The 16,390-nt window shown below is 44.3% G+C and carries 16 protein-coding genes and 2 pseudogenes; all 18 read left to right on the top strand.

The genetic code is table 11. The features are described from left to right. Positions 1-28 precede the first annotated feature (28 nt). The 18 genes and pseudogenes from fliL (at position 29) to CEX98_RS02400 (ending at position 16,382) form a co-directional block, all read left to right on the top strand. Entirely contained in the window at positions 29-553 is a 525-nt protein-coding gene (gene fliL / locus CEX98_RS02480) for a flagellar basal body-associated protein FliL (protein ID WP_099640551.1), read from the top strand. A 10-nt stretch (positions 554-563) separates the two neighbouring features. Further along, positions 564-1,658 (top strand): flagellar motor switch protein FliM, encoded by a 1,095-nt coding sequence (gene fliM / locus CEX98_RS02475; RefSeq protein WP_099640550.1) that lies wholly within the window; start codon positions 564-566, stop codon positions 1,656-1,658. A 74-nt stretch (positions 1,659-1,732) separates the two neighbouring features. Beyond that, the gene (gene fliN, locus CEX98_RS02470; protein ID WP_099640549.1) at positions 1,733-2,131 is read left to right on the top strand and encodes a flagellar motor switch protein FliN; all 399 of its coding nucleotides are present in this window, start codon (positions 1,733-1,735) and stop codon (positions 2,129-2,131) included. Positions 2,132-2,154: 23 nt separating this feature from the next. After that, positions 2,155-2,586: a flagellar biosynthetic protein FliO gene (gene fliO, locus CEX98_RS02465; protein WP_431520151.1), complete on the top strand. Its 432-nt coding sequence runs from the start codon at positions 2,155-2,157 to the stop codon at positions 2,584-2,586. Continuing rightward, on the top strand, positions 2,583-3,320 hold the full coding sequence (fliP, locus tag CEX98_RS02460; RefSeq protein ID WP_099640547.1) for a flagellar type III secretion system pore protein FliP: 738 nt from the start codon (positions 2,583-2,585) through the stop codon (positions 3,318-3,320). The genes fliO and fliP overlap by 4 nt, the downstream gene beginning before the upstream one ends. 1 nt (position 3,321) lies before the next feature. Then, positions 3,322-3,591 carry a flagellar biosynthesis protein FliQ gene (gene fliQ, locus CEX98_RS02455; protein WP_099640546.1) on the top strand — a complete coding sequence of 90 codons (270 nt, stop codon included), beginning with the start codon at positions 3,322-3,324 and terminating at the stop codon, positions 3,589-3,591. A gap of 2 nt (positions 3,592-3,593) precedes the next feature. Continuing rightward, the gene (gene fliR / locus CEX98_RS02450; RefSeq protein WP_099640545.1) at positions 3,594-4,373 is read left to right on the top strand and encodes a flagellar biosynthetic protein FliR; all 780 of its coding nucleotides are present in this window, start codon (positions 3,594-3,596) and stop codon (positions 4,371-4,373) included. Positions 4,374-4,383: 10 nt separating this feature from the next. Beyond that, positions 4,384-5,514, top strand: coding sequence for a flagellar biosynthesis protein FlhB (gene flhB / locus CEX98_RS02445; RefSeq protein WP_099640544.1), 1,131 nt, complete (start codon positions 4,384-4,386; stop codon positions 5,512-5,514). A 119-nt stretch (positions 5,515-5,633) separates the two neighbouring features. Continuing rightward, entirely contained in the window at positions 5,634-7,736 is a 2,103-nt protein-coding gene (gene flhA / locus CEX98_RS02440) for a flagellar biosynthesis protein FlhA (protein WP_099640543.1), read from the top strand. 19 nt (positions 7,737-7,755) lie between these two features. After that, entirely contained in the window at positions 7,756-9,237 is a 1,482-nt protein-coding gene (gene flhF / locus CEX98_RS02435; RefSeq protein ID WP_099640542.1) for a flagellar biosynthesis protein FlhF, read from the top strand. Further along, positions 9,230-10,090: a MinD/ParA family protein gene (locus tag CEX98_RS02430; protein WP_099640541.1), complete on the top strand. Its 861-nt coding sequence runs from the start codon at positions 9,230-9,232 to the stop codon at positions 10,088-10,090. The genes flhF and CEX98_RS02430 overlap by 8 nt, the downstream gene beginning before the upstream one ends. A gap of 2 nt (positions 10,091-10,092) precedes the next feature. Then, positions 10,093-10,827, top strand: coding sequence for an RNA polymerase sigma factor FliA (locus CEX98_RS02425; RefSeq protein ID WP_099640540.1), 735 nt, complete (start codon positions 10,093-10,095; stop codon positions 10,825-10,827). Positions 10,828-10,868: 41 nt separating this feature from the next. Further along, positions 10,869-11,252: a chemotaxis response regulator CheY gene (gene cheY / locus CEX98_RS02420; RefSeq protein WP_010369104.1), complete on the top strand. Its 384-nt coding sequence runs from the start codon at positions 10,869-10,871 to the stop codon at positions 11,250-11,252. Positions 11,253-11,271: 19 nt separating this feature from the next. Continuing rightward, a complete protein-coding gene (locus CEX98_RS02415) occupies positions 11,272-12,045 on the top strand; it encodes a protein phosphatase CheZ (protein WP_099640539.1) in 774 nt (257 codons plus the stop codon). 13 nt (positions 12,046-12,058) lie between these two features. After that, positions 12,059-13,837 carry an Hpt domain-containing protein gene (locus CEX98_RS02410; RefSeq protein WP_431520150.1) on the top strand — a complete coding sequence of 593 codons (1,779 nt, stop codon included), beginning with the start codon at positions 12,059-12,061 and terminating at the stop codon, positions 13,835-13,837. A 41-nt stretch (positions 13,838-13,878) separates the two neighbouring features. Next, positions 13,879-14,271 carry a chemotaxis protein CheW gene (locus tag CEX98_RS23575; protein ID WP_431520149.1) on the top strand — a complete coding sequence of 131 codons (393 nt, stop codon included), beginning with the start codon at positions 13,879-13,881 and terminating at the stop codon, positions 14,269-14,271. 74 nt (positions 14,272-14,345) lie between these two features. Continuing rightward, positions 14,346-15,490: pseudogene (locus CEX98_RS02405) on the top strand (protein-glutamate methylesterase/protein-glutamine glutaminase). Between the two features lie 122 nt (positions 15,491-15,612). Next, a pseudogene (locus CEX98_RS02400) lies at positions 15,613-16,382 on the top strand (ParA family protein). Positions 16,383-16,390 lie beyond the last annotated feature (8 nt).

Genomic DNA, 16,390 nt, shown 5'->3' with positions numbered 1-16,390 from the left:
TAGATAATAAAGAATATAAGGGCTTGCTATGGCTGAAGAAACCGACTTAGAAATAGAAGAAACAGGTGGCTCTAAGAAAAAGCTGATAATAATTATCGCTGCTGTTGTCATAGTGTTAGGTGGCGTAGCTGGATTTTTCTTGTTTTCAGGTTCAGATGCACCAGAAGAGTCGCTGGCAGAAGAAACCACTGCAAGTGAGGTAAGAGCTGAGCAGGGGAATTCAGCGCAAATTGGCAGTGCGCTGTATGTCGCGATGCCAAGACCGTTCGTATTTAATGTCCCAGGCGCTAGTAGAGACAGAATTGTGCAAATTAAAGTACAGCTATTAGTGCGAGGTGACGTTAATGAGGAAATTGCAAAGAAACATATACCTTTAATCGAAGGCACCTTACTAAGCGTGTTTTCGACAACAACTGCAGATGAGCTAAGTACCAGTGCAGGAAAAGAAACCCTAAGGTTAACTGCACTTGATAAAGTTCAAGCTGCTATGGAAGGGGTTGAAGGTAGTAAAGTAATCGAGCGAGTGCTGTTTACTGGCTTCGTGATGCAATAAGGTAGTATTTGTGAGCGACTTATTATCCCAAGACGAAATTGACGCGCTACTCCATGGTGTAGATGAAGTCGAAGAAGACGAAATTGCCGATGGTGAAGAGGGGGAGGGCACTGGTGCCCTGCAATATGATTTCTCTTCACAAGACCGCATCGTTCGTGGGCGAATGCCAACGCTTGAGATCGTTAATGAGCGTTTCGCCCGACATATGCGGATCAGTCTGTTCAATATGATGCGTCGTACAGCTGAAGTGTCGATCAACGGCGTACAAATGCTTAAATTTGGTGAATATATTCACACTTTGTTTGTGCCAACCAGCTTAAACATGGTGCGATTTAGACCGCTTAAAGGCACGGGGCTTATTACCATGGAAGCACGCCTCGTATTTATTCTTGTGGACAACTTCTTTGGTGGTGATGGCCGTTATCACGCTAAAATTGAGGGGCGAGAGTTTACACCTACTGAGCGTCGAATTGTGCAAATGCTACTTAAAATAATCTTTGAAGATTATAAAGAAGCTTGGGCGCCGGTAATGGATGTATCGTTTGAATATCTGGACTCCGAAGTGAACCCTGCAATGGCGAATATTGTGTCGCCAACCGAAGTGGTAGTAATAAGCTCTTTCCATATTGAATTAGATGGTGGTGGCGGTGATTTCCACATTTCACTACCTTACTCAATGCTAGAACCTATTCGAGAATTACTCGATGCAGGTGTTCAATCCGATACAGAAGATACTGATTTGCGCTGGAGTAAAGCGCTGCGCGATGAAATTATGGATGTAGAAGTGGAGATTTCATCACAGCTGCTCGAAGTGGACTTATCTCTTGAGCAGGTTATGAAGTTGCAAGCTGGAGATGTGATCCCCGTCGAAATGCCAGAGCATGTGACGGTTTTTGTCGAAGAGTTGCCGACCTTTAGAGCGAAAATGGGGCGCTCTCGTGACAATGTTGCCTTGCAGATCAGTGAAAAGATTAAACGTCCAGAATCAGTTAAGTCTGAACTTCATGTGTTTACCAAAGGTGGTAAGAAGCTCGATTCAGATGCTGAGTTGGCGGAATTAGAGGAAGATCTTCACCTGTCAGAGGGTGTGGATTTAGATTGGTAGTGACGAAATGATATTTTATTATGATAGTAACGCCAATTGTGGACAACAAATTAACTTAATCAGGTAGTAATCCAATGAGCGATGATCAAGATACTATGGACGAATGGGCGGCAGCATTAGCTGAGGCCGAGGGTTCAGAAAATGGCGGAGAGCCAGAAGTTGCAGAGTTAGATGAACTCAAAGATTCAGCGCCTGCATTATCGTCCGATGAAAAGCGAAAACTCGATACTATTTTAGACATTCCGGTTACGATTTCGATGGAAGTGGGCCGCTCTAAAATCAATATTCGTAACTTACTTCAGCTAAACCAAGGCTCTGTTGTTGAACTTGACCGCGTTGCGGGTGAACCACTCGATGTGTTAGTCAATGGCACACTGATTGCGCACGGGGAAGTCGTTGTAGTTAACGATAAGTTTGGTATCCGCTTAACAGACGTGATCAGTCAAGTTGAGCGTATTAAAAAGTTACGTTAATGCAACGGGGTTGGTACTTAGCGATGTGCGCAATGGCAGCCTTATCGATGCCTGCTTTTGCGACGCCTGCAGGCTCAATGACGAAATCGTCAGTGGGGGCTGGCACGGCAGGGTTAAGCTCAGAGCTCCTTTCTATGGGGCTCTCATTGGTTTTAGTTATCCTATTGATCCTAGGGCTGGCATTTGTACTGAAGCGATTAAATCCAAGCATAGTTAATCAAAAAGATTTTAAAGTGATCCGCAGTATTTCACTTGGGACAAAAGAGCGTCTGCTCGTGATTGAACTGGATAACAAGCACCACCTTCTTGGGGTAACGCCAAATAATATCAATTATTTATATCAACTAGAGACGCCGCTTGCCAATGTGGATCAGAGTCCGTTTGCTAATGAACTACAAAAGTTTTTAGCGGGTAAAGGGCGAGCAGTCGATAACAACAAAAAAGAAAAGCCATGATTAGATTGCTGACACTCTGTTTATTACTATTTTCAGGTATAGCTTCTGCTGAGGGCATTGAAGCTATTAATGTCACTACCAATCCAGACGGCTCACAGGAATATTCGGTAACACTCCAAGTCTTAGCCATCATGACGGCGCTGAGTTTTATTCCAGCGGCGGTGATAATGATGACTTCGTTTACGCGTATTATCGTTGTTCTAGCAATCTTAAGACAAGCAATAGGGTTGCAGCAGTCACCATCAAATCAAATTCTACTTGGCTTATCGTTATTTTTAACTTTATTCATTATGGCGCCAATCTTTTCCCAAATTAACGATCAAGCTGTACAACCTTATATTAAAGAGGAACTGACCTCCATTCAGGCGCTGGAGCGTGCAAAAGAGCCGATGAAAGCATTTATGCTGTCACAAACTCGGATTAAAGACCTAGAAACATTTGCCAAAATCGCCGGGTATGACAAGTTGGATAGTCCAGAGGACACTCCTTTTATTGTCATTATTCCTGCATTTGTAACTTCAGAGCTTCAAACCGCTTTTATTATTGGCTTTATGTTCTTTATTCCATTTTTGATAGTTGATTTGGTGGTTGCCAGTGTCTTAATGGCGATGGGTATGATGATGCTATCGCCCATGATTGTGTCTCTACCGTTTAAGATAATGTTATTCGTTCTCGTCGATGGCTGGGGGCTCGTCATGGGGACGCTTGCCAGAAGCTTTGGGTTGGGAGTGTGATGTGGAACCAGAAGTTTTTGTCGATATACTAAGTGATGCACTTTTTTTAGTCATTAAGCTAGTAGCTGCTATTGTGGTTCCAGGGCTTCTTATTGGCCTTGTTGTGGCCGTGTTTCAAGCCGCGACCTCCATCAATGAACAAACGTTAAGCTTTCTGCCACGTTTAATTATTACGATTTTAGCGCTGATTGTTGGTGGGCATTGGCTAACTCAAGAGCTGATGGACTATTTCACTTCGATAGTGATGCGTATTCCTGAAATTGCAGGTTAACCATGGAATTCACCTTTGCGGTAATCATACAATGGCTCAGTGACTTTTTATTGCCATTGGTGAGGATTAGTTCGATGATAATGGTGATGGCGGGGTTAGGTGCTCAGAGCGTGCCTGCACGTATTAAGTTCGCACTGGCTGTTGTTGTCACATTTGCTGTCGTCCCAGTTTTGCCAAAGTCACAATTTACCGACCTGTTTTCGTTTTCTATGATACTAGTCGTAATTCAAGAGCTGATAATCGGCGTGTCGATTGGTTTAGCCTCTCAGCTTCTGTTAAATACTTTTATAATCGCCGGCCAAATACTTGCAATGCAAACTGGACTTGGTTTCGCCTCGGTTGTTGACCCCGCCAATGGGTTAAGTGTCCCTGCGGTAGGTCAGTTTTATTTGATTTTGGCAACGTTACTATTTTTTGTGTTTAATGGTCATCTGATGATGATCCAAATGGTGGTGTATAGCTTTAAGAGCTTTCCTATTGCGGGAGATTGGTGGGCAGTCGATAACTTTTGGCGTATCGTAAACTGGGGGGGGTGGATGTTTTCAACAGCGTTAGCGCTCGCCCTAGCACCATTAACTGCTATGCTAGTGATCAATATTTCATTCGGTATTATGACTCGAGCCGCGCCGCAAATGAATATATTTTCGGTGGGGTTTGCATTCACTCTAGTTGCGGGACTTACTATTATTTGGGCGACGCTTGGGAACTTCTTAGCACAATTTGAGTTTCAATGGCTCAAGATGACTGAGTTAATGTGTGACCTAATTGGTTGCACGTTGTAGGAGTGATTGAATGGCAGAAGATTCAGGTCAAGAACGCACGGAAGAACCCACGAGTAAAAAGATCAGTGATGCCAGGAAAAAGGGGCAGGTGGCCCGATCAAAAGAATTAGGTACAACTTTCGTATTGTTATTCTCGGCGATCGCTTTGTTGATGTATGGTCCAGGCATAGGTAAAGCGCTTTATAATGTGATGGGCAGAATGCTGACGCTTAATCGTAATGAGACCTACGACACAACAAAAATGTTTGCGGTGTGGGGGGATGTGGCGACGGAATTAATCTTTCCATTGGCAATGTTTGTTTTTATCATCGCAATAGCTGGTATCGTTGGTAACACTTTGCTTGGTGGTTTTAATTTTTCTTGGCAAGCAGCAGCGCCGAAGGCCAGTAAAATGTCGCCAATGAAAGGTGTTAAGCGTATGCTTGGCCCACAAGCTGCCATTGAGCTTTTGAAATCCATTCTTAAATTTGTATTGGTGGCTGGATTTGCCATCCTGCTTATTAATATCTATTTCTATGAAATATTGCACCTGAGTATAGAGCAGATCCCCGCAAGCATTGAGCATGCGTTAGAAATTATTGCTTGGATGTTTTTGGCATTAAGCTGCACCATGATAATCATCTCTGCAATTGATGCTCCTTATCAAAGCTATAATCACCACAAACAGTTGAAGATGACGCTACAAGAGGTGAAAGACGAGTATAAAAACTCTGAAGGTGATCCGCAAATCAAAGCACGGATCCGTCGTACTCAAAGAGAGATGTCTCAGCGGCGGATGATGCAGGATGTACCAGATGCCGATGTCGTGGTAACTAACCCAACTCACTACTCTGTTGCATTAAAGTATGATACCGAGCGAGCCGGTGCGCCAATAGTGCTTGCTAAAGGGGTTGATGAACTTGCGATGCAGATTAGGAAAATTGCCAAAGGCAGAGATGTACCCATTGTTGAATCTCCAGTACTCACACGCTCTCTTTATCATACAACAGAGGTGGGTGACCAAATACCTGAGCAACTCTTTACGGCAGTAGCTCAAGTACTGGCCTATGTATTTCAACTTAATCGTTTCCAAAAAGGCAAGGGTAAAAGGCCAACGGCATTAAGCCGAGACTTACCTATTCCGGATGATCTGAAACACTAGCGCGTGCAACATCACCTACTAACATCACCACTGGCCTTAGTACAAATCATACCTTCTCACCTTTTTGGAATGCATATTGCAATAGTATAGCTGTGTCAATTTTCTGCCAGTGTTAAGTTATGGAATTTAAAGCGGTTTTACAGCAACTCAATCGAGATAAAAAAGAATATGCCAAAGGGGTGGGAACGCCTTTATTGGTATTAGCGGCCTTAGGCATGGTTATTCTCCCTTTGCCACCGTTCTTACTCGACATTTTGTTTTCCTTTAATATTGCACTGGCACTTGTTGTGCTTCTGGTTACCGTTTACACCATGAAGCCACTAGAATTCGGAATGTTCCCTGCTGTACTACTCATTGCAACTATCATGCGACTGGCGCTAAACGTGGCGAGTACTCGGGTCGTTTTGCTTGAGGGGCATAATGGTGGAGATGCCGCCGGTAAAGTAATTGAGGCTTTTGGTAGCGTGGTGATCGGAGGAAACTATGCTGTTGGTCTCGTAGTCTTCTTGATCCTTATTATCATCAACTTTGTGGTAATCACCAAAGGTGCTGGCCGTATTTCTGAAGTATCGGCACGTTTTACTCTCGATGCGATGCCGGGTAAACAAATGGCGATAGATGCAGACTTGAATGCCGGTTTTATTTCAGCAGATGAAGCAAGAAACCGCCGCGACGAAGTAACCCGAGAAGCTGACTTTTATGGTTCGATGGATGGTGCTAGTAAATTCGTTAAAGGTGATGCAATTGCGGGTATCGTTATTCTTGCAATTAATATCATCGGTGGCCTATTTGTTGGTATGATTCAGCACGACTTGAGCTTTGGTCGCGCTATGGAAGTATATACCATGCTGACAATAGGTGATGGCCTTGTGGCTCAAATCCCATCATTGCTGCTTTCAATCGGCACTGCAATTGTCGTCACACGCCAAAATGAATCGCACAACATGGGCGATCAGTTCAAGAATCAACTTGGTAACGAGAAGTCGCTGTCTATTGCGTCAGGCATTCTTATTACCATGGGGTTAGTACCAGGTATGCCACATGTTGCCTTTTTGGGGCTAGGTACATTGATGGGTTATATCGCATATTACACCAGCCAACAAAAGAAAAAGGCAGAAATAGAAAAAGCCGAGCAGGCCGCAAACGGACCTTCAGCAAAAGGCGGACAACAACAAGAGCAAAAAGAGCTGGGCTGGGATGACGTACAACCTGTTGATGTCATTGGCCTAGAAGTGGGTTATCGCTTAATCCCATTGGTTGATCAGGCGCAGGGCGGTGAATTGCTGAGCCGTATCAAAGGCGTGCGTAAAAAACTTTCACAAGAACTGGGTTTCCTCGTACCACCAGTACACATTCGCGATAATCTAGAATTAGACCCTAATGCTTATAATATTACGCTAATGGGCGTTGCTTCTGGTACTGGTGAGCTAAAACATGGTGATGAATTGGCTATTAACCCTGGTCAGGTGTTTGGACCGATTAAGGGAGTGGAAACTAAGGATCCAGCATTTGGTTTAGATGCCGTATGGATTAAGCCAGATCAAAAAGATGAAGCCCATTCACTAGGTTACACTGTCGTTGATGCTGCTACTGTCGTTGCGACTCATATTAGTCAGCTATTAACTAACAATGCCTCACTATTACTGGGTCATGAAGAAGTACAAAACTTATTAGATATGCTAGCTAAGAGCCATCCAAGACTAGTTGAAGGGTTAGTGCCCGATATTCTACCACTGACAACGGTTGTTAAAGTACTACAAAACTTATTAAACGAAGGGGTCGCAATTCGAGATATGCGCTCGATTGTACAGACTTTAGTTGAGTATGGTCCACGTAGCCAAGACCCTGATGTACTAACGGCTGCAGTGCGAATTTCATTGCGTAGATTGATAGTTCAAGACGCGGTTGGAGGTGAAGAAGAAATCCCTGTCATAACATTGGCGCCTGAGTTGGAACAGATGTTGCATCAGTCACTTCAGAACGCAGGTGACGAAGGGGCAGGCATTGAACCTGGCTTAGCTGAGAGGCTTCAAGAATCATTAAGAGAAGCTCATCACAATCAAGAAATGCTAGGCGAGCCGTCCATTTTGTTAACCTCAGGTATGTTGAGAAGTGTACTGTCGAGATTTGTTAAACATACTATCCCAGGTCTTCGAGTGATGTCATATCAAGAAGTCCCAGAGGAAAGACAAATTAAGATAGTAAGCTCGGTTGGACAATAGAGGATAAAGGGGCTGTAACATGAAAATTAAACGTTTCTTCGCAAAAGATATGCGTACGGCTTTAAACGAAGTAAAAGAAGAGTTGGGCGCTGATGCTGTCATTATGTCTAACAAGAAGTTGGCAGATGGCGTTGAAATCGTCGCTGCTGTGGACAATGACCGTGCTGCTGCACCGCAGCAACAACAAGCGCCAGCAAGCCGAGCTACTACAGAACATGAAGCTGCACCAACACGCTTTGTTCGCCCTGAGCCTCGTACAGCGCAGCCAGCTAAGCAGGCACAAGTGGCAGACAGCTTAGCTGCATTACTTGAACGTCAAGCGCCACGTCCTCGCTCTCCTGAGCTGGCCTCTATGTTTTCGCAGTCTGGTATTGACACTGAGCAGGTGTTAAATAACCAACGTAAAGCGCCTGCCGAACCAAAACCAACATACCAATCAAAAGCGCAACCGCGTCGCCAATCTTTTGACTTTGACGATGATGCATTTGAGCAGCCGCAACAATGGGGAGAGTCTGATGAGCTAGACAATGGCTTTGGAGACGACTTACCTCAAACGCATGCCAAAACTGATGAAATGAGTGCAATGCGTGAAGAAATGAACGCTATTCGCCAACTGCTTGAGCACCAAGTTTCGGGATTGATGAAACAAGAAATGGCGCGTCGCGATCCAACCCGAGCATGCCTTGTTGACCGTCTAGAAGGCATGGGAATAGACAAAGATGTTGCAGAGCAGATGGCTTGTTTCATTCCTGATGACGTATCTCGTAAAGAAGCATGGAATGCATTATTAAATATGGTAATAAACCAAATGCACACCACTAACAATGATATTTTACGTCAAGGTGGGGTGTTTGCCATGGTGGGACCAACAGGCGTGGGTAAAACAACGACTGTTGCAAAGTTGGCTGCCCTGGGTGCACAAAAGTATGGTGCTGATAAAGTAGCGTTAATTACTACCGATACCTATAGAATTGGTGCTTACGAGCAACTAGCAACCTATGGTAGAATCATAGGCTGTCCTGTTAAACAAGTAAAAGATGCAAATGAACTTGCAGAAGTGCTTTATCATTTACGTAATAAGCGTCTAGTATTAATAGATACAGCAGGAATGAGCCAAAGAGATTTGCGCTTAACTGAACAGTTAAATACACTTATGCGTAGCGCAAGGGTCGATATTCGTAGTTACTTAGTATTGAGTGCGACTGCGCAAATGAATGTGTTGCAAGAAACCGTGAGACACTTCAAAAAAGTAAATTTAAGTGGCTGTATTTTCACAAAACTTGATGAAAGTCTAAGTTTAGGTGAGATAATTAGCATAGCGATTCAAAATCGCTTGCCAATAGGGTATCTTACTAACGGTCAGCGAGTGCCAGAAGACATTCGCGTCGCAAATGCTCAAAAGCTAGTAAAAAAGGCTGAGCAATTGTATTTAAAAAGAATAAAAGCACAGCACTCTCGACGTGTACCTGTAGCGTCAGAGTCAGTAGGAATGTATGATTAACACAGTTTTAGATCAAGCAAGTGGCCTGCGTAGAATGAGTCAAACTAGCAACCAGGGTGTAAAAGTAATAGCCGTGACCGGCGGAAAAGGTGGGGTAGGTAAAACCAACGTCTCACTGAATACCGCTATTGCTATGGGCCAACAAGGACAGCGTGTCCTCGTGTTAGATGCGGACTTGGGCTTGGCAAACTGTGATGTGATGCTAGGACTTCGAGTCGAAAAGAATTTATCCCATGTTTTGTCAGGTGAGTGCGAATTAGACGAAATTCTCGTCGAAGGGCCCGCAGGTATAAAAATAGTACCCGCCACATCAGGCTCACAAAATATGGTTGAACTGACCCCCGCGGAGCATGCTGGCCTTATTCGTGCATTCAGTGAGCTTAATACCCAATTTGATGTTTTAATCGTTGATACCGCAGCGGGTATCTCAGATATGGTTTTGAGCTTTTCTCGCGCCGCACAAGACGTGTTGGTGGTGGTTTGTGATGAACCCACTTCAATTACCGATGCTTACGCACTGATAAAAGTATTGAGTAGAGAACATGGTGTTTACCGCTTTAAAATAGTTGCCAATATGGTGCGTAGTTTGCGTGAAGGACAGGAATTATTTGCTAAACTTTCAAAGGTTACGGATCGTTTTCTTGATGTGGCGTTGGAGTTAGTGGCGACGGTACCGTTTGACGAGAACATGCGAAAGTCCTCTCGTAGACAAAGAGCTATTGTTGATTTATTCCCAAGCTCGCCAGCCGCGGTTGCAATTAAAGGGTTGGCTGCCAAGGCGGTAAAATGGCCTATTCCTCATCAACCTTCCGGTCATCTAGAATTTTTCATTGAACAACTTGTAAACGGGTGATTATGGCTTCTCCGGTCAATAGAGCTGCGGGATATCAAACTTCCGACCACATACACAAGGTGGTCGAGAGGCATGCGTCACTTGTCAAAAAAGTGGCGTGTCACCTAATCGCACGACTTCCGGCGAGCGTGCAACTCGATGATTTAATCCAATCAGGCATGATTGGATTAATCGAGGCGACAAAAAACTTTGACGCTACTAAAGGTGCAAGTTTTGAAACTTTTGCTGGGATCCGTATCCGTGGCGCCATGTTAGATGAAATTCGCCGTGGTGACTGGGCCCCCCGCTCAGTACATAAAAATAGCAGAATGGTTGCAGAAGCTATTTCTGAGCTAGAATCTTTCCTTGGTCGAGAACCAAAAGACACTGAAATCGCTGAAAAACTTGATATATCTCTAGATGAGTACCATCATATTTTACATGATGTAAATGCAAGTAAAGTTATTGGCATTGAGGACCTTGGGGTCGATGAAGATGTGATAACCCCTGCAAACAGCGATTTTGCGCTAGACAAACCGTTTAATAACGTTAAAAATGAACGTTTTAACGAGTCATTAGTGGAAGCGATAAAATCGTTACCAGAGAGAGACGCTTTGGTATTGTCGCTTTACTATAACGACGAAATGAATTTAAAAGAGATCGGTGCCATCTTAGATGTGAGCGAGTCTCGAGTAAGTCAAATTCACGGTCAGGCAATGATAAAGCTAAAAGCTAAAATCAATGACTGGATAAATTAGAGTATATAAATAGTTGGGTTCGAACCTCACTGGAGGAAGTTTTGGATAAGAACATGAAGATTCTCGTGGTTGATGATTTCTCTACTATGAGAAGAATAATCAAAAACCTATTAAGAGATTTAGGCTTTACCAATGTTCAAGAAGCTGATGATGGTAGTACAGCACTTCCGATGCTACAAAATCAGGAGTTTGACTTTGTAGTAACCGATTGGAATATGCCAGGGATGCAGGGTATTGATCTGCTTCGTGCAATACGCGCAGATGAAAAGCTCAAGCACATTCCGGTATTGATGGTTACAGCTGAAGCGAAGAAAGAACAAATTGTTGCGGCTGCACAAGCAGGGGTGAATGGCTATATTGTTAAACCATTTACCGCAGGCACACTTAAAACCAAGCTTGAAAAAGTATTTGAGCGATTAGGCTAACAGCAAGGGGAAATGGCCTATGTCTGTAAACGCTGCGCCTCAAATTACACTTGAACAAGCCAAACAATTGGTAGAGCTTCTAGAGCAAGGTGAACAAGAAAAAGCGGACCAGCTGATTTTAGAAGCTGCTAACAAAGAGCAATCTGAGTTATTTGCAGAAGTTGGAAAGCTCACTCGGCAACTACACGAGTCTTTGAAAAACTTTGAACTGGACACTCGTCTAGCAGACCTCACGACAGAGGCTATTCCTGATGCTAAACAGCGCCTCAACTATGTTATGGAAATGACTGAGAGCGCCGCCAATAAAACAATGGACGCAGTCGAAGAAAGTCTGCCTTTAGCTCAAAATCTGGCCGATGAATTGGCACAGATAAAGCCTACTTGGGATCGATTAATGAGCCGAGACATTCAGCTCGGTGAATTTAAATCGCTGTGTCATGATCTCGATAGCTTTATGCAGACTTCAAAAACACGTACAGACGAATTGCAAGGTTTGATGACCAATGTATTGATGGCGCAAGACTATCAAGATTTAACTGGTCAAGTTATCCGTCGTGTTATCGAACTTGTTAGGGAAGTAGAAGATAGTCTCATTCATCTCCTTACTGTATTTGGTGCTTCTGATGAAGTGCAGGCAGCGAGTAAAACGAATGAAAACGAAACAAAAACAACAGAGACTATCAGTGAAGAATTGTCTGGACCTGAAGGTCCAATTATTGACGCTGAATCACGTGATGACGTGGTTTCTGGTCAAGATGAAGTCGATGACTTGCTATCTAGTTTAGGCTTCTAATTGGAGAGTGTGTATGAGCTTTGAAGTCGATGAAGATATCTTGCAGGACTTTCTTGTTGAAGCAGGCGAAATATTAGAGCTTTTATCTGAGCAGCTTGTTGAGCTAGAAAATAACCCTGAGGATAAAGAGCTTCTTAACGCGATTTTCCGAGGGTTCCATACCGTTAAGGGTGGAGCTGGGTTTTTAGGCATGACAGAGCTTGTAGATGCCTGTCATGGTGCGGAAAACGTATTTGATGTGTTACGACAAGGGCAGCGGAAGGTAACATCTGAATTAATGGATGTTATTTTACAGTCTTTGGATACGATAAACGAAATGTTTGCTTGTATTCAGAACCGTGAAGAGCCGGAAGCCGCAGATCCGGTGTTGCTCGAAACACTGCACAAACTCAGTCAGCCAGCCTCCGAAGACGAGGAAGCCGTCGTCGAAGCTCCTCCCGTTATTGAAGAAACAGAATCTAGTGTTCCAGATATTAGCGCTGATGATATTTTATTTGACGCTGATAGCGATGCCGGTGATGGCAGCGACTCTGGCATTGATGAAATTACCGAAGAAGAGTTTGAGAACTTATTAGATGAATTGCATGGCTCAGGCAATGGCCCAGCTGTAGCCCCAGCACCGAAAACTGATAGCGCACCTGCAAGCAGTGATGACGGTGATATTACCGACGACGAATTTGACAACCTGTTAGATGAACTGCACGGTGTTGGGAAGTTTGGGGGAGCACCTAATAGTGCTGATGCAGCAGCGCCCGAACCAGAGCAACCAGCAACTCCGCCTAAAAAGAGTGAGCCTAGCAGTTCAGCAGGTGATGAAGAGATCACTGATGATGAATTCGAAGCCTTGTTGGATGAGCTGCATGGCAAGGGGGGCGCACCAAAGACATTAGAAGAATCGTCAGAGCCCGCTCCTGCAACTAAGCCTGAAAACGTAGTGAAGCCTACACCGACGCCTAAACCTGAACCTAAGGTTGAAGCAAAACCGGTAACACCGCCCCCACAAAAAGCGCCTGAACCCGCTAAAGCGGCTGCAGCGCCAGCAGCTGCTAAGAAGCCGGCGGCACAGGCTGAAACAACGGTTCGAGTTGATACCAAGCGTCTTGATGAAATTATGAACATGGTTGGCGAGCTCGTTTTAGTTCGAAACCGCTTGGTGAGTCTTGCGAATAACACTAACAGTGAAAGCATGGGTAAAGCCATCTCCAACCTTGATGTCGTGACAGCAGATCTGCAAGGCGCAGTAATGAAGACGCGGATGCAGCCGATCAAAAAAGTATTTGGTCGTTTCCCGCGAGTTGTACGAGATTTGGCCCGCAGTCTGAAAAAAGAAATTAACCTTGTATTACAAGGGGAAGATACAGATTTAGATAAAAACCTCGTTGAGGCACTGGCCGATCCGCTGGTTCACTTAGTGAGAAACTCGGTGGATCATGGTATTGAAATGCCTGACGCACGTGAAGCATCAGGTAAGCCAAGAACAGGTACAGTTACGCTATCGGCTTCTCAAGAAGGTGATCATATTCTACTAACCATTCGTGACGATGGTGCAGGTATGGATCCTGAGAAGCTCAAGAAGATTGCGATAAGCAAAGGCGTCATTGATTCTGACCAAGCTAGTCGTCTGTCTGATACCGAAGCGTACAATCTAATTTTTGCGCCTGGTTTCTCTACCAAAGAGCAGATCTCTGATATATCTGGTCGTGGTGTGGGCATGGACGTTGTTAAAACTAAAATTACTCAGCTCAACGGCTCTGTGAACATCCAGTCCGAGCTCGTGTTGGTACTGTTTTAGAAATCAAAGTACCTCTTACGTTAGCGATTCTGCCAACCCTAATGGTTGTGGTTGGAGAGCAGACGTTTGCGCTGCCACTTGCAGGGGTGAGTGAAATCTTCCACCTTGATTTAACTAAGACCAATGTAGTTGACGGTCAGCTGACCATTATTGTCCGTGAGAAAGCGATACCTTTGTTTTATTTGGAGCATTGGTTGGTCAAAGGTGCAGACCGAAGCATGAAAAAAGCAGAAGGCCATGTTGTTATTGCTCAAATAGGCACTAAACAAGTCGGCTTTGTTGTGGATTCATTGATTGGTCAAGAAGAAGTCGTGATTAAACCGCTGGATGCGTTATTGCAGGGGACACCTGGGATGGCAGGCGCAACCATTACCTCAGATGGTGGTATTGCGTTGATTCTTGATGTACCAAACTTATTAAAACACTACGCCTAGTTTTATAGGGCGTAGTTTGAATTCTAGAGCAGCTACAGCTGCTCTGCTGTAGAGCAAATAAAAGAGCGTTGCCAATGGCCGTTAAAGTGTTAGTCGTAGACGACTCGAGTTTTTTCCGTCGTCGAGTTAGTGAAATTTTAGAAAAAGACAGTGAAATCAAAGTAATAGATTTTGCAGTCAATGGTAAAGAAGCGGTGGAAAAAGCCGCTTCATTGCGTCCAGATGTGATCACCATGGATGTCGAGATGCCTGTGCTTGATGGTATTAGTGCTGTAAAGCAGATCATGCAGGCAACCCCCACACCAATTTTAATGTTCTCGTCACTTACCCGAGAGGGAGCAAGTGCTACGCTAGATGCACTTGATGCTGGTGCTGTCGACTTCTTACCGAAGAAGTTTGAAGATATTGCTCGTAATAGTGAAGATGCGATCAAGTCGTTACAGAATAAGGTAAAAGAAATTGGCCGCCGTCGTGTCAGTCGGTTTACCAGACCAAGCATTGCGACGCCAACGAGAAGACCAGAGGCTAAGCCCACCCGATCAGAGTCTGGTAGGCCCGCTATTTCTCAGCCAGATAGAAGCTTTCAACGCCCGACGACTGGTACTACAACCAGTGCATCAGCAGCGAGAGCATCGGGTAAAAAGTATGGGTTAGTGGCGATTGGTACTTCTACGGGAGGGCCGGTTGCTCTGCAGACCATATTGACGCAGATACCAGCGAATTTCCCACATCCTATACTCCTTATTCAACATATGCCCGCAGCCTTCACGCCAGCTTTTGCTGCACGTTTACATAGCTTGTGCCAGATAAAAGTTAAAGAGGCGGAACAAGGGGATAGTTGATGCCTGGAGTGGCTTATTTGGCCCCAGGTGGGAAGCAAATGATGGTCGAAAACCGAGGCGGTAGCAAAACCTTAAAGGTGTTTGAAGACGACAGTCCAAGAATAACCTACAAGCCTAGCGTTGACGTTACCTTTGCCAGTGTTGCCAAGGCTTATGGTGGTGATACATTAGCCATAGTGCTTACCGGAATGGGAGCTGATGGTAGAGATGGTGCGCGTATGTTAAAGCAAGCTGGTGCAACGATATGGGCTCAAGATGAAGCAACTTGTGTGGTATACGGTATGCCGCAAGCGGTTGCCAGTTCTGGTCTGGCGTCAGACAGTATCGCTTTAAATGACTTTGCTGCAAGAATAAATAAAGAAGCGGGTAATCAATAAACACAAAATAAAAGGTTGCTTTGCTGGAAGCTTATAGATCAGACTTCTACAACAATAAATAATACTGAGTTTGTATAGTGGCAATTGGATGTAAACAATAGCCATAAGCGAAGGAATATATAGTGAAAATTTGGACGGTAGCAAATCAAAAAGGTGGGGTAGGAAAAACCACAACTACGGTTAGCCTAGGTGGGATCCTTGCTGAACAGGGGCACCGTGTGTTACTGATTGATACCGATCCGCATGCATCACTAACCTATTACTTTGGAATTGACTCCGAAGAGCTAGAGGTGAGTGTATACGATATTTTTGCACGCGGTAATAGTATGACGAGTGAGGAGATATTGCAGTCTCTTTGCCCGTCAACTATTGATAACCTAGATATATTACCTGCTACGATGGCAATAGCGACACTAGACAGGAGTATGGGAAATAAGACTGGTATGGGTCTTATCTTAAAAAAATCTCTAGAAAAAATAGCGGATCAGTATGACTATGCTATTTTAGATTGTCCCCCTGTTTTAGGTGTGTTGATGGTCAATGCGTTAGCCGCTAGCGAGCGAATTTTAGTGCCAGTTCAGACTGAGTTTTAGCGCTAAAAGGCCTAGATAGAATGATGCGTACGATGGAGTTGATGCAATCTTCGCAACAGAAGCAGTATCAATATACCATTATTCCGACCATGTACGATAAACGGACAAAAGCATCATTAGAAGCCTATAAGACGCTATTAGCCACTTATAAAGAGGCTGTTTGGCCTGGTGTTGTACCGGTTGACACTAAATTCAGAGACGCAAGTTTGGCACAGCAAGTTCCTGTGCAGTTTTGTCCGAAGTCGCGAGGGGTATTTGCCTATCGTGCACTATTGGATTATTTGAAGCAGTTAAACTAGAGAACATA

The sequence above is a fragment of the Pseudoalteromonas piscicida genome (assembly GCF_002744175.1).
GTDB classification, from domain to species: domain Bacteria; phylum Pseudomonadota; class Gammaproteobacteria; order Enterobacterales; family Alteromonadaceae; genus Pseudoalteromonas; species Pseudoalteromonas piscicida_B.
Note: the sequence above shows the minus strand (reverse complement) of the source record. Positions and strands in the feature narration are given on the sequence as shown.

Coding starts and splice junctions, on each gene's coding strand:
- fliL (WP_099640551.1), top strand. CDS start 29: ATGGCTGAAGAAACCGACTTAGAAATAGAAGAAACAGGTGGCTCTAAG.
- fliN (WP_099640549.1), top strand. CDS start 1,733: ATGAGCGATGATCAAGATACTATGGACGAATGGGCGGCAGCATTAGCT.
- fliO (WP_431520151.1), top strand. CDS start 2,155: ATGTGCGCAATGGCAGCCTTATCGATGCCTGCTTTTGCGACGCCTGCA.
- fliP (WP_099640547.1), top strand. CDS start 2,583: ATGATTAGATTGCTGACACTCTGTTTATTACTATTTTCAGGTATAGCT.
- fliR (WP_099640545.1), top strand. CDS start 3,594: ATGGAATTCACCTTTGCGGTAATCATACAATGGCTCAGTGACTTTTTA.
- flhB (WP_099640544.1), top strand. CDS start 4,384: ATGGCAGAAGATTCAGGTCAAGAACGCACGGAAGAACCCACGAGTAAA.
- flhA (WP_099640543.1), top strand. CDS start 5,634: ATGGAATTTAAAGCGGTTTTACAGCAACTCAATCGAGATAAAAAAGAA.
- flhF (WP_099640542.1), top strand. CDS start 7,756: ATGAAAATTAAACGTTTCTTCGCAAAAGATATGCGTACGGCTTTAAAC.
- CEX98_RS02430 (WP_099640541.1), top strand. CDS start 9,230: ATGATTAACACAGTTTTAGATCAAGCAAGTGGCCTGCGTAGAATGAGT.
- CEX98_RS02425 (WP_099640540.1), top strand. CDS start 10,093: ATGGCTTCTCCGGTCAATAGAGCTGCGGGATATCAAACTTCCGACCAC.
- CEX98_RS02415 (WP_099640539.1), top strand. CDS start 11,272: ATGTCTGTAAACGCTGCGCCTCAAATTACACTTGAACAAGCCAAACAA.
- CEX98_RS02410 (WP_431520150.1), top strand. CDS start 12,059: ATGAGCTTTGAAGTCGATGAAGATATCTTGCAGGACTTTCTTGTTGAA.
- CEX98_RS23575 (WP_431520149.1), top strand. CDS start 13,879: ATGGTTGTGGTTGGAGAGCAGACGTTTGCGCTGCCACTTGCAGGGGTG.